Origin of the sequence: Cellulomonas pasadenensis, from assembly GCF_047229365.1 — a bacterium.
Lineage (GTDB): Bacteria > Actinomycetota > Actinomycetes > Actinomycetales > Cellulomonadaceae > Cellulomonas.
This window is the reverse complement of the sequence record NZ_JBFTEP010000025.1, coordinates 1-11,572: the sequence shown is the minus strand read 5'-3', so window position 1 is coordinate 11,572 and position 11,572 is coordinate 1. Positions and strand designations below refer to the sequence as shown.

The 11,572-nt window shown below is 75.4% G+C and carries 16 protein-coding genes; 9 read left to right on the top strand and 7 right to left on the bottom strand.

The window, feature by feature from the left end:
- Positions 1-36: 36 nt before the first annotated feature.
- From AB6N23_RS05670 to AB6N23_RS05660, 3 genes are all read left to right on the top strand, one after another.
- Entirely contained in the window at positions 37-1,116 is a 1,080-nt protein-coding gene (locus tag AB6N23_RS05670; protein WP_412865122.1) for a DNA polymerase IV, read from the top strand.
- Between the two features lie 107 nt (positions 1,117-1,223).
- Entirely contained in the window at positions 1,224-2,249 is a 1,026-nt protein-coding gene (glsA, locus tag AB6N23_RS05665; protein WP_412865140.1) for a glutaminase A, read from the top strand.
- On the top strand, positions 2,246-3,895 hold the full coding sequence (locus AB6N23_RS05660) for an MFS transporter (RefSeq protein ID WP_412865121.1): 1,650 nt from the start codon (positions 2,246-2,248) through the stop codon (positions 3,893-3,895). The genes glsA and AB6N23_RS05660 overlap by 4 nt, the downstream gene beginning before the upstream one ends.
- A gap of 102 nt (positions 3,896-3,997) precedes the next feature.
- Here AB6N23_RS05660 and AB6N23_RS05655 read toward each other — a convergent pair whose 3' ends face one another.
- From AB6N23_RS05655 to AB6N23_RS05640, 4 genes are all read right to left on the bottom strand, one after another.
- The gene (locus AB6N23_RS05655; RefSeq protein ID WP_412865120.1) at positions 3,998-4,666 is read right to left on the bottom strand and encodes a response regulator; all 669 of its coding nucleotides are present in this window, start codon (positions 4,664-4,666) and stop codon (positions 3,998-4,000) included.
- On the bottom strand, positions 4,663-5,817 hold the full coding sequence (locus AB6N23_RS05650) for a sensor histidine kinase (RefSeq protein WP_412865119.1): 1,155 nt from the start codon (positions 5,815-5,817) through the stop codon (positions 4,663-4,665). The genes AB6N23_RS05655 and AB6N23_RS05650 overlap by 4 nt, the downstream gene beginning before the upstream one ends.
- A gap of 2 nt (positions 5,818-5,819) precedes the next feature.
- Positions 5,820-6,650, bottom strand: a complete 831-nt coding sequence (locus AB6N23_RS05645) for a CPBP family intramembrane glutamic endopeptidase (protein ID WP_412865118.1) — start codon at positions 6,648-6,650, stop codon at positions 5,820-5,822.
- A gap of 144 nt (positions 6,651-6,794) precedes the next feature.
- Complete coding sequence (locus AB6N23_RS05640; protein ID WP_412865117.1) at positions 6,795-7,901, bottom strand: CobW family GTP-binding protein; 1,107 nt, start codon at positions 7,899-7,901, stop codon at positions 6,795-6,797.
- Between the two features lie 70 nt (positions 7,902-7,971).
- On the opposite strand from AB6N23_RS05640, the gene rpmB reads away from it, so the two are divergent.
- The 6 genes from rpmB to rpmF are packed head-to-tail and all read left to right on the top strand — an operon-like array spanning position 7,972 to position 9,294.
- Entirely contained in the window at positions 7,972-8,208 is a 237-nt protein-coding gene (rpmB, locus tag AB6N23_RS05635; RefSeq protein WP_412865116.1) for a 50S ribosomal protein L28, read from the top strand.
- Positions 8,208-8,381 (top strand): 50S ribosomal protein L33, encoded by a 174-nt coding sequence (gene rpmG / locus AB6N23_RS05630; RefSeq protein ID WP_412865115.1) that lies wholly within the window; start codon positions 8,208-8,210, stop codon positions 8,379-8,381. Before rpmB ends, rpmG begins: the two co-directional genes overlap by 1 nt.
- 2 nt (positions 8,382-8,383) lie before the next feature.
- Positions 8,384-8,689, top strand: coding sequence for a 30S ribosomal protein S14 (rpsN, locus tag AB6N23_RS05625; RefSeq protein ID WP_412865114.1), 306 nt, complete (start codon positions 8,384-8,386; stop codon positions 8,687-8,689).
- A gap of 37 nt (positions 8,690-8,726) precedes the next feature.
- Positions 8,727-8,987: a type B 50S ribosomal protein L31 gene (locus tag AB6N23_RS05620; RefSeq protein WP_412865113.1), complete on the top strand. Its 261-nt coding sequence runs from the start codon at positions 8,727-8,729 to the stop codon at positions 8,985-8,987.
- Positions 8,984-9,106, top strand: a complete 123-nt coding sequence (gene ykgO, locus AB6N23_RS05615; RefSeq protein WP_183296409.1) for a type B 50S ribosomal protein L36 — start codon at positions 8,984-8,986, stop codon at positions 9,104-9,106. Before AB6N23_RS05620 ends, ykgO begins: the two co-directional genes overlap by 4 nt.
- Positions 9,106-9,294: a 50S ribosomal protein L32 gene (gene rpmF, locus AB6N23_RS05610; protein WP_412865112.1), complete on the top strand. Its 189-nt coding sequence runs from the start codon at positions 9,106-9,108 to the stop codon at positions 9,292-9,294. The genes ykgO and rpmF overlap by 1 nt, the downstream gene beginning before the upstream one ends.
- Positions 9,295-9,308: 14 nt before the next feature.
- Here the strand turns inward: rpmF and AB6N23_RS05605 are convergent, their stop codons facing one another.
- The 3 genes from AB6N23_RS05605 to AB6N23_RS05595 form a co-directional block, all read right to left on the bottom strand.
- Entirely contained in the window at positions 9,309-9,788 is a 480-nt protein-coding gene (locus AB6N23_RS05605; RefSeq protein WP_412865111.1) for an ATP-binding protein, read from the bottom strand.
- A gap of 57 nt (positions 9,789-9,845) precedes the next feature.
- On the bottom strand, positions 9,846-10,019 hold the full coding sequence (locus AB6N23_RS05600) for a hypothetical protein (protein ID WP_412865110.1): 174 nt from the start codon (positions 10,017-10,019) through the stop codon (positions 9,846-9,848).
- A gap of 234 nt (positions 10,020-10,253) precedes the next feature.
- Positions 10,254-11,572: ricin-type beta-trefoil lectin domain protein (locus AB6N23_RS05595; protein WP_412865109.1), on the bottom strand; the 1,319-nt coding region annotated here is incomplete at its 5' end.

Genomic DNA, 11,572 nt, shown 5'->3' with positions numbered 1-11,572 from the left:
CGTGACGGTCCCGGCGCCGACCGCCACACTCGTCGCATGGACGCTCCCAGGGCGTGGGTGCTGCACGTCGACCTCGACCAGTTCGTCGCGGCCGTCGAGGTGCTGCGCCGTCCGGAGCTCGCGGGGCGGCCCGTCGTCGTCGGCGGGCACGGCGACCCGACCGAGCGCGGGGTCGTGTCGACGGCGTCGTACGAGGCGCGGGCGTTCGGCGTGCGGTCCGGCATGCCGCTGCGCGTCGCGGCGCGCAGGCTCCCCGACGACGCCGTCTTCCTGCCGGTCGACGCCGCCGAGTACGAGGCCGTGTCGGACCGCGTCATGACGGCGCTGCGCTCGCTGGACGCCGTCGTCGAGGTGCTCGGCTGGGACGAGGCGTTCCTCGGTGCCCGCACCGACGACCCCGAGGCGCTGGCCCGGGCGGCGCAGGACGTGGTGCTGCGGGCGACCGCGCTGCACTGCTCCGTCGGCATCGGGGACACCAAGGTCCGCGCGAAGATCGCGACCGAGCACGGCAAGCCGGCCGGCGTCTTCCGGCTCACCGAGGACAACTGGTCCGTCGTCATGGGCGACCGGCCGACGATCGACCTGTGGGGCGTGGGCACGAAGGTCTCCCGCAGGCTCTCGGCGCTCGGCGTCACCACCGTCGCCGAGCTGGCCGCCGCGCCCGTCGACGTCCTCGTCGCGGAGTTCGGGCCCCGCATGGGCGTCTGGTACCACGAGCTCGGGCACGGCCTCGGTCCCACGACCGTCGACGACCGGCCGTGGGTCCCGCGCGGGTACGGCCGCGAGACGACGTTCCAGCAGAACCTGACGACGCCCGACCAGGTGCGCGCGGCCGTCCGTGAGCTCGCCGACCACGTGGTCCGCGACGTCGAGGACGACGGCCGCCCGGCGGTCCGCGTCGCGCTCAAGGTCCGTTACGCGCCGTTCGTGACGACCGGCTGGAGCCGCCGGCTGCCCGCCCCCACGCGCGACCGCGCCGCACTCCTGGACGCCATGGCCGCGCTCGCCGACCGCGTCGAGGACCGCGAGGTCCGGCTGCTCGGCGTGCGGGCGGAGATGGAGATGCCGGAGGACGCGGACCCCGCCGCGCGGACGCCGGTGCGCGGACGCATCTGAGCCGTCGCCCGGCGGTCGACGCCCGCCCCCTGTCCGACGCGGCGCGACCGTGGCAGCATCGCAGGCATCGGGTCTCTTCCCTGCGCATGGGGGTCGACGTGGCGACGGTGACCGACGAGGTCGAGCAGGAGGTCTCGACCGGGTCCCTGCCCGTCTGGGACCAGGTCGAACGGCTCGCCCAGGAGGCGCACGCACGCGCACGCGGGCACGACGAGGGCGTCGTCGCGGACTACATCCCGGTGCTCGCCGAGGCGGACCCGTCCTTGTTCGGTGTGTGCGTCGCGGAGGCTCGCGGCGGTCCCGTGCACGCGGTCGGGGACGCCGCGGTCGAGTTCTCGGTGCAGTCGATCTCGAAGGCGTTCGTGTACGCGCTGGTGTGCGAGGAGCACGGGCACGAGATGGTGCGCGACCGGGTCGGCGTGAACAACACGGGCCTGTCCTTCAACTCCGTGATCGCGGTCGAGCTCAACGACGGGCACCCGATGAACCCCATGGTCAACGCGGGCGCGCTGGCCACGACGGCGCTCGTGCCGGGTGCGTCGTCCGCCGAGAGGTGGGAGCACGTCCGCACCGGGCTGTCCCGGTTCGCCGGGCGCCGGCTGGAGCTCGACGGCGTGGTGTACCGGTCGGAGTCCGCCACCAACACGCGCAACAAGGCGATCGCCCGCCTGCTGCAGAGCTACGGGCGCATCGACCTGGACCCGCTGGAGGTCGTCGACGTGTACACGCGCCAGTGCGCGCTGCGGGTCAGCGCACGCGACCTCGCCGTGATGGGCGCGACGCTCGCCGACGGCGGGGTCAACCCGGTCACCGGCGAACGCGTCGTGTCGGGGCAGGTCTGCCGGGACACGCTCGCGGTCCTCGCCGCCACCGGGATGTACGAACGCTCCGGGGAGTGGCTGTTCGAGATCGGGCTGCCGGCCAAGTCCGGCGTGTCCGGCGGGATCGTCGCGATCGCGCCGGGCAAGGGGGCGATCGGCACGTTCTCACCCCGCGTGGACCCCGCGGGGAACAGCGTCCGGGGCCGGCTCGCGACGGCGTACCTCTCGCGTGCGCTCGGGCTCAACGTCTTCGCCTCGTCCGCCCAGCCGTCCGTGCAGCGCGGGGCCGACGCGTCGGGCCGGCGCGCATGACCACGCGCGGCGACACGCGTCCGCCCGCCGAGGCCGCGACGGAGGGGCGCCGGTCCTGGCTCCCCCTCGTGAGCCTGTTCCTGGCCCAGGTGCTGATGTCGTTCAACGTCGCCGCCCTCCCGGTGTCGCTGGGCGGCATGGTCGAGGACTTCGGGGTCCCGCCCACCGTCGTGAGCTCGACCATCGTCGTCTACGGGCTCGTGGTCGCCGCGCTCGTGATGACGGGCGCGAAGCTCGGGCAGCGGGTGGGCTGGGTCACGGTCTTCCGCATCGTGGTGGCGACGTTCGCCGGCTCGGCGGTCCTCATGATCGTCTCGCCGAGCGTCGGCTGGGCGATCGCCGGTCAGGCCGTGGCCGGCGCCTCGGCGGCCGTGATCGTCCCGTCGCTCGTCGCCCTCATCGCGGAGAACTACCAGGGCACGCAGCAGGCGACGGCGGTCGGGTCCCTCGGGTCGGCCCGCGCGATCTCCGGCGTCAGCGCGTTCTTCCTCGGGGGCACGCTCGGCACGCTCGTGGGGTGGCGACCCGTGTTCGGGATCGTGCTCGTCCTCGCGCTCGCGGTGCTCGCGTTCAGCGTCACGCTGCGGGCCGACCGCGGTGACCCGGGCGTGCAGGTCGACGTCGTCGCGGCCGCCGTGATCGGCGGCGCGGTGGTGCTGCTGACCCTCGGCTTCAACAACCTCAACGCCTGGGGCCTGTTCCACGCGTCGCCCGCCGCACCGTTCGACGTGGGCGGGCTCTCCCCGGCGCCGCTGCTCGTGCTGGCCGGCCTGGTCCTGGGGCAGGCGTTCTTCGCGTGGACGCGGCGACGCACGGCCGCCGGCAAGGTGCCGCTGGTCGACCTCGGCGTCCTGGCGCGACCGAGCGAGCGAGCAGCGGTGTACGCGATGTTCGTCATCGTCGCCCTCGAGGCGGCGCTGAACTTCAGTGTGCCGCTGTACATCCAGATCGTCCAGGGGCGCACCCCCTTCGACACGGCGCTGGCGATGATGCCGTTCAACCTCACCGTCTTCGTCACCGCGACGCTCGTCGTGCGCCTGTACCGGCGCTACCCGCCGCGGACCATCGGCGTCGCCGGCTTCGCGCTGACGACGGTGGCCCTGGTGTGGCTCTCGTTCGTCGTGACGAACAACTGGGAGACGCTCCCGACCATCCTGGGGCTGTTCGTGTTCGGCGTCGGGCAGGGCGCCCTGGTCACGCTGGTGTTCAACGTGCTCGTGACCGCGGCCCCCGCGTCCCGTGCCGGTGACGTCGGGTCCATCCGCGGCACCGCGCAGAACCTCGCGTCCGCGGTGGGGACGGCGCTCGCCGGCGCCCTCCTCGTCACGATCCTGTCCGTCAACGTCGGGCGCGCGGTCGCCGAGCACGTCGAGCTGCCGCCCTCGCTCGTCGCCCAGGTCGACCTCGACGACGTCAACTTCGTCAGCAACGACGACCTGCGCGCCGTCCTGGAGACCACCGACGCCACCGAGTCGCAGGTCGAGGCCGCCGTCGGCGTCAACGAGGAGGCCCGCCTCGGCGCCCTGCGGCTCGGCCTGCTCGTGCTCGCCGGCATCAGCGCGACGGCGGTCCTCCCGGCGGGCCGGCTCCCCCGTTACCGCCCGGACGAGATTCCCGACCCCTCCGGCGGCACGGGCGGGCGGTGACACGGCGGACGGTGCCGTGTGCCCGGCACGTGCGGGGCGCACCCGCTCGGTGCGCCGCTCGCGCGGCGCCGGGTGTCCTCGCCCGGCCGGCGCCGGCAGGTCTCAGCCGGTCTCAGCCGACCAGCCCGTCCGGTAGGCGTGCACGACGGCCTGCACGCGGTCCCGCAGGCCGAGCTTGGTGAGGACGCGCGACACGTGCGTCTTGACGGTCTCGTGGCTGACGACCAGCTCGCTCGCGATCTCGGCGTTGGACAGACCCCGGGCGACCAGGCGGAGCACCTCGAGCTCGCGGGGCGTCAGCGCGCCGTCGTCCCCGGTGCCCGCCGGCGGGCTGACGCGGCTCGCGTACCGCCCGACGAGCTGCCGCGTCACCGCGGGCGCGAGCAGCGCCGCCCCGGACGCGACGGTGCGGATGCCGTCGAGCAGCTGGTCGCCCGGGGCGTCCTTCAGCAGGAACCCGCTCGCGCCCGCACGCAGCGCCTCGTACACGTACTCGTCGAGGTTGAACGTGGTGACGACGAGGACCTTGACGGGGTCCGGCACGTCCGGCCCCGCCAGCTGCCGGGTCGCCGCGATGCCGTCGAGCACCGGCATGCGCACGTCCATCACGACGACGTCGGGGCGCAGCCGGCGCGCCAGCCCGACCGCCGCACGTCCGTCGCCGCACGTGCCGACGACCTCCATGTCGGGCTGGGCGTCGACGATCGTCGCGAAGCCCGTCCGGATGAGCTCCTGGTCGTCGCAGACCAGCACCCGCAGGGGCGCGCTCACGGGCGCCGTCCGGTGGGGATGCGGGCGTGCACGACGAACCCGCCGTCCGCCTCGCGCCCGGCGTCGAGGTCGCCGCCGAGCAGGGCCACCCGCTCGCGCAGGCCGGCGAGGCCGCGGCCGCTCCCCTCGCGGGGCTCTGCGGCCGGGGTGCCGCCCTCGGTCGTGACCTCCACGTCGATCGACCTCTCCTGGTGGCGGACGCGGACGACGGTGCGGCTGCCGCGTGCGTGCTTGAGCGCGTTGGTGAGGGCCTCCTGGACCACCCGGTACGCGGTGACCTCCGCGCTGCCGGGCTGCGTCGCAGAGCTGCCCTCCTCGAGGTACTCGACCGGCTGGCCGCCGAGCCGGGTGGTCTCCACCAGGGCCGCGACGTCACCGACCGTCGGCATGCGGTCACCGGGCCCGTGCGCCGGGTCCAGCACGTCGAGCAGGTTCCGCAGGTCGTCGATCGCCCGGCGGCCGGTGCTCGTGACGGCGGTGAGCGAGGCGGCCACGCGCGCCGGGTCCGCGGTCACGTACCGCGCTGCCTCCGCCTGGACCACCATCGCCGTCACGTGGTGCGTCACGACGTCGTGCAGCTCCCGCGCGAGGCGGGCGCGCTCGGTGGCGCGCGCGGCGTCCTCGACGTGCCGGCGATGCTCCGCCTCGGCCGCACGGGTCTGCCGCAGCCACGTCCCGACGCCCCAGGCGACCGCCATCACCAGGTAGAACGTCACGTAGCCCGCGAGCTCCTCCGTCGACCCGAGCCGGGCGAGCGCCGCGGCGAGGCCCGCGTAGCCGACCGACGCCGTGACCGCGACCGCGGCCCGGCGGCGGGACAGGTGGGCCCCGGCGCTGAGCAGCGCGACGGGCAGCGCGATGCCGGCGGCCGAGTGGTACCCGCCGAGCTGGTCGACCGCGAAGCCCAGCGACACCAGCGCGAGGCAGCCGGTGGGCCACCGGCGGCGGACCGCCAGCGGCAGGCCCTGGAGCAGGACGGCCACGACGGTGAGGGCGTCGTGGGGGCGGTCGGCCAGGTCGCCCAGCTCCGTGCCCTGGTCGCTCAGCGACGGGACGAGCGGCGCGACCGCGACCGCCAGCGCGAGCGGGAGGTCGCGGACCGTGACGTCGGCGCCGTCCCAGGCCGTACGCGCGCGCCGGAGGTCGACCACCGTCAGACCGTAGCGGTCGTCGCGACCCGCGCGGTGCGTCCCCGACGTGTCACCACACGCCCGCGCCGGTGCGCCAGCCGCAGGAACAGGACCGTCAGCACGATGCCGGTCAGGACCGCGGGCAGGCTCGCCTCCGGTCCGAACGCGCCACCGGACAGGAGGACCGGGCCCGAGGTCACGCCGTCCAGCAACCCCGACGCGACGCCGGCGCCGGACACCTCCGTGCCGAAGACGCCGCTGGCCGTGAAGTTCCAGGCGGCGTGCAGGCCGATGGGCAGCCACAGCGTGCGCGTCGCCGCGTACGCCGCGCCCAGCATGCCGCCGGCCTCGACGGCGATGGCGACCGCGCCCCACACCGACGCGTGCGGGTTGAGCAGGTGCATGGCGCCGAACAGCACGGACGTCAGCACGAGCGCGCCGACGGTGCCCGCGCGCTCCTCGACGACCCGGAACAGGACGCCGCGGAAGACGAGCTCCTCGGTGACCGAGGCGGCGACCGCGAGCCCCAGCAGGCCCGCCGCGGCGGTCGCCGACCCCCACCCCTCGACGCGGTAGCCGCCGAGCACCGTGATCACCCCGACGACGACGACGAACATCGCGGCCCCGAGCGCCGCACCGCGCGCGGCAGCGGCACCGGCCCCGTGCAGGGCGACCTCGACGGCCCGGCGGCGCTCGGTCCGGCGCACCACCCACCCGTACGCGAGCAGTGCCAGCACCGCGGTGGCGACACCGAGGACGAGGGTCAGCACCCAGCTCCCTCCAGCGGCACCGACGGCGAGGCCGCCCGCGACCATGACGGCGCCGACGGCTCCGAGCTGCTTGACCAGACGCATGACGAGTCCCTCCTCCGGTGCCGAGCACGGTGCTGCGGCACACTCAGGACGCTACGGAGCGGGACACCCGCAGCACGTCCCCGCACAGGGCGCACCCGGTGTCGCTCGCGCGGGGGATGCGGCCGGGTCGCGGCGCCGGTCCCGTCAGCGGCCGGCTCGCTCCCCCAGCCAGGGCGCGAGCACGTCGGGCCGCCCGAGCCACGCCGTCAGGCCGGCACGCACCTCGGCCGTCGTCAGCAGCACGTCCTCGAACGCCTCGCGCAACGCGGGCGCCTCGTCACCCGTGCCCACGACGACGATGCGCGTGTCGGCGCGCTCCGTCGGCCACGGGCCCGCCGCGCCGATGCTGAGCTGGCCTCCGGCGCCGTCCCACACGCACAGCGTGTCGGGCCGGCTCGGCACCCAGAAGCGTCCCCGGCTGCGCAGGCGGCCCTCGCCGAGCCGGTGCACGCCGTGCAGGAGCCGCTCGGGGTGGAACGGGCGCCGCGTGCGCAGGTCGAGCGACCACACGCCGTGCGCGGTCGGCGCCCCGGCGACCGGCGCCACGTGCGCCGGGTCCAGGCGGCGCTCGGCCGTCGCCGGGCGGTGCTCGCGTGCCACGAGGTCGGCCACGCCTGCGCCGTAGCGGCCGTCGGTCCGGCGCCCGTCCGCCGCCCGCACGTGATCGAGCAGGTCGGACCCGACCGGGTGGTCGGCCGCGTCACCGGTGACGAGCACGAGGTCGGCATGCGCGACCTGGGCCGCGATCGCCTCACCGACCGAGCGGCGGTCGTCGTGCGTGAGGCCGAGGCCGCGCTCGTCGAGCAGGTCGTCGCCGAGCAGGTCGTGCTCGAACGTGGCGAGGTCGACGGTCGCGACGACGTCGGCCAGCCGCAGGCACGCGAGCGGCTCCCCCGCGCGCATGGCCCAGCCGAGGGCGCGCACGACCGGCAGCGACTCGGCGCTCACCGGCAGGGCGAGGACGACGGCGTCCCACCGGCCGTCGGCCGCGAGGCGCGCGAGCGTCGGGACGGCGTCCTCCCGGACCGCGCAGGAGAGGCAGGCGTGCTCGAGCGGGACGGTCTCGTCCTCGACCACGCCCGACGCGTCGGCGACCACCCGGCGGAGGGTGCCGCCGTCCTCGTCGTCGTGGATGTCGTGGCGGACGGCGACGACGCGAGGTGCGTCGACGAGGAGTCCGGCGACGACGGCGTCGCGCTCCACGGGGTCGATCGAGGACAGGACGACGACGGGCGTGCGGACGGGACCCACGGGGGCCTCCTTCGGGTGGCGGGTCGGTGACGTTGACGCGAACGATAATCATTAACTACCGTCGTGCGCCATGAGCCGTCACTGCCAGGTGCTGGGGAAGGTGCCGTCCTTCGGGAACGCCGTCTCGCACTCGCACCGCCGCACACCCCGCCGCTTCGACCCGAACATCCAGCGCAGGCGCTACTGGGTGCCGTCCCTCGGGCGGCACGTGCGCCTGCGGGTCTCGACCGACGGCATCAAGGTGATCGACCGGCGCGGCATCGACGCGGTCGTCGCCGAGATCCTGCGCCGCGGGGAGAAGGTCTGATGGCCGGCGGCAACCGGGCCGACCTGCGCCCGGTGATCAGGCTCCGGTCGACCGCCGGCACCGGCGTCACCTACGTGACCCGCAAGAACCGCCGGAACACCCCCGACCGCCTCGTGCTGAGCAAGTACGACCCGAAGGTGCGCCGGCACGTCGACTTCCGCGAGGAGCGCTGAGCATGGCCAAGAAGAGCACGATCGCGCGCGACGCCCAGCGCCGCGAGGTCGTCGCCCGGTACGCCGCCCGCCGCGCCGAGCTGCGCGCCGCCTCCGTGAACCCGCACCTCACCGAGGACGAGCGGCGCGCCGCGCGCGCCGCGCTGCACCGTCAACCCCGCGACGCCAGCCCTGTGCGGCTGCGCAACCGCGACCTCGCCGACGGCCGCCCGCGCGGCCACCTGCGCACGTTCGGCCTCTCCCGCGTGCGCTTCCGCCAGACGGCGCTGCGCGGCGAGCTGCCGGGCGTCACCAAGTCCAGCTGGTGACGGCACCCGCCGTCACCCCGACCCCGAGGAGCAGCCCGTGAAGAAGGGCATCCACCCCGCCTACCGGCCCGTCGTCTTCCGCGACAGGTCCGCCCACTTCGCGTTCCTCACGCGGTCGACCGCCACCTCGGCGGCGACCGTCGAGTGGGAGGACGGGAGCACCTACCCCGTCATCGACGTCGAGATCTCCAGCGCGAGCCACCCGTTCTGGACCGGCAGCGCGCGCGTCATGGACACCGCGGGCCGCGTCGAGAAGTTCCACCGCCGCTACGGGCGCGGGACGGAGGCCACGTCGTGAAGGTGCGCGCGTCGCTCGCGTCGCTGAAGAAGAAGGACGGGTCGATCGTCGTGCGCCGCCGCGGCAGGACGTACGTCATCAACAAGCGCAACCCGCGGTGGAAGGCGAGGCAGGGCTGATGGCCGTCCCCCAGCGGAAGACCTCCCGCTCGCGCACCCGCTCACGGCGCGCCCGGTGGGTCGCGACGCCCGTCGACCTCGTGCCGCTCACGGTCGACGGACGCACCGTCGCCGTGCCTCGCCGACTCGTCGGTGCGGTCCGCCGGGGCCTCGTCGACGTCGCGACCCTGCCCGACCACCCACGCTGACGGCGCGGCCGCCCTCACGCACCCGGTCGGGAGGGCGGCGCCTCGTCCGGCAGCGTGAACTGCGCCCACACGTGCTTCGCCTCCGCGCTCCGGTACCAGCCGACGTCGACGGCGAGCCGCCGCGCGATGACCAGGCCGAACCCGCCCCGGCCGAAGGGGCGGTCACCGGCGACCCGCGGCTCGTCGCGCAGGTCCCGGTCGGCGACGTCGAGGACGAACGTGGACCCGTCGCGGTGCAGCCGGACCTGCACCGGCGGCGCCCCGTGCTCGAGGCCGTTGGTGGCGAGCTCGGTGGCGACGAGGCACATGTGCTCCGGCACGTCGTCCAGCGGCACGTCGTCGGCGCGCCCCACGGCGCTGTTGACGGCCCGGCGGATCCCGGCGCGCAGGCCGGACAGCTCGGCGGCCGAGTCCAGCGTCCAGCCGCTGACGGTCGGCAGGTGGGCGGGTGGACGGCTCGCGACGAGGTCGCCGTCGCGCTCGGAGGTGCTCACGGTGACACCTTGGCCGACGGGGGCGCCGCGCGCGCGTCGGCGTCGTACCCGGTGCGGTCAGGCCGGGCGGCGGCTGGCCGCGGCGGGCACGATCACGAGACCCGACGCGCACAGCAGCGGCCACCACTGGCCGGTCGCGACGCTGACGGCCAGCCCCGCCGCCAGGACGAGCAGCGAGAACAGCACCGCCACCCAGCCGAAGGGGGTGCGTCCTGCGTCCTGGTGCGCCATACCCCGACGCTACCGAGACGCCCGGCGCCTGTCCCCCGGTCGCGGCCCGCGTCCCACCTCGGTCGCAGCCGACTCGTCGGCACGACCTCGGACGCCTGCGACGTGCTCGACCAGCGCAGCTCGACCGTCGCCCGTCCGACGCCCTCGAGCCGGTGCGGTCGTACCGGTCCGCCGGCCCCGCCGGCGCGCGACCGCACGGTCACGCGCCGGCGGACACCGTGCGCCGGTCGTCGCTCAGCGCCGCGCGGCTCCCGGGCGCGACCACTTCTGCGCGGGCGTGCCGTTGCACGTCCACAGCTGCAGCTGCGTGCCGTTGGCCGTGGACGCCCCCGGGTCGTCGACGCACCGGCCCGACACCGGGTTGCGGTAGCCGCCGTCGTGCTCGACGAACCGCTGGTTGGCCTGACCGGGGCCGCAGTCCCACAGGTGCAGCCGGGTGCCGTCGGCGGTGCCGTGGTCGCGCGCGTCGAGGCACTTGCCGAACGCGCGGAGCGTGCCGTCGGACCACGCGGTCCAGCGCTGGGCCGCCGTGCCGTTGCAGTCCCACAGCTGCACGCGGGTGCCGTTGGCGGAGCTGCTGCCCGAGACGTCGAGGCACTTGCCGGCGATGCCGGAGCGCACCGCCCCCGTGGCTCCCGCGGTGGGTGGGGTGGTCGGGGTCGGCGTGGGGCTCGTCCCGGGGCCCGGCACGGGCGACGGCGTGCACGGGCCGGTCCGGACGTCGTCGCGGTGCGTGACGCCGGACGAGCGGTACGCCGCGACGCGCGACGACACGGCCGCGGGCGTGAGCACCTCGCGGTCGGTGTAGTAGACGTAGTCGACCTCCTGCTCGTAGCGGCTCACGCCGCCCGTGTGCGCGTCGAGGTCGAGGAACCAGATGTTGAAGTCGAGCAGCAGCGGCGTCTCGGGGTAGACGTGCCCCCCGTGCTCGGCGACCCGGCGGCCGTCGACGTAGTACCGGACCGTGCCGCCGGACACCTGCATGACGAGGTCGCGCCACCCGGCGAGGCTCCCGCGCACCGGGGTGCTGAGGTTGTCGGCCACCCACGGGTCCGGCTGGTAGGTCTCGTAGGTCGTGAGGAACAGCGTGGGCCCGGACTCGCCCCAGCCGCCGTTCGGCAGGTACTCGAAGTCCATCTCCCCGTAGTCGGGGTCGTTCGGGCGGGCCAGCGGCGTGATGGTGAAGAACGTCTGGTTCACGCGGTCGCCGTCGTCGCCCGTCACCGGGGCGTCGGTGAAGCGCACCCGCGCGGCGTAGGTGCCCTCGAGGAAGCGACGCCCCTGGCTGACCTCGGCGTTGACGGTGCCGGCGGGCGTGCCGTCCGTCGAGGCGCGCAGGCGCATCGTCCTCGCGGCGCCCGTGCCGGGGAAGTCGACCTGGGCGGCCGACCACGTGTTCCCGCTGACGCCGGGGCCGCCGCCGCCGGTGCGCACGGACCAGCCCCGGGCGCGCAGGGACGGGTCGCTCGACGAGGTGTACGCGAAGTCGTCGAACAGCTGGCCGCAGCTCGCCGAGGCGGCCGCCGGGACCGCCGCCGGGGCGGCCGGACCGG

Excerpts from the sequence above, each read along its gene's own strand:
- AB6N23_RS05670 (WP_412865122.1), top strand. The coding sequence starts at position 37 with ATGGACGCTCCCAGGGCGTGGGTGCTGCACGTCGACCTCGACCAGTTC.
- AB6N23_RS05660 (WP_412865121.1), top strand. The coding sequence starts at position 2,246 with ATGACCACGCGCGGCGACACGCGTCCGCCCGCCGAGGCCGCGACGGAG.
- AB6N23_RS05645 (WP_412865118.1), bottom strand. The coding sequence starts at position 6,650 with ATGCGTCTGGTCAAGCAGCTCGGAGCCGTCGGCGCCGTCATGGTCGCG.
- rpmB (WP_412865116.1), top strand. The coding sequence starts at position 7,972 with ATGAGCCGTCACTGCCAGGTGCTGGGGAAGGTGCCGTCCTTCGGGAAC.
- rpmG (WP_412865115.1), top strand. The coding sequence starts at position 8,208 with ATGGCCGGCGGCAACCGGGCCGACCTGCGCCCGGTGATCAGGCTCCGG.
- rpsN (WP_412865114.1), top strand. The coding sequence starts at position 8,384 with ATGGCCAAGAAGAGCACGATCGCGCGCGACGCCCAGCGCCGCGAGGTC.
- rpmF (WP_412865112.1), top strand. The coding sequence starts at position 9,106 with ATGGCCGTCCCCCAGCGGAAGACCTCCCGCTCGCGCACCCGCTCACGG.
- AB6N23_RS05600 (WP_412865110.1), bottom strand. The coding sequence starts at position 10,019 with ATGGCGCACCAGGACGCAGGACGCACCCCCTTCGGCTGGGTGGCGGTG.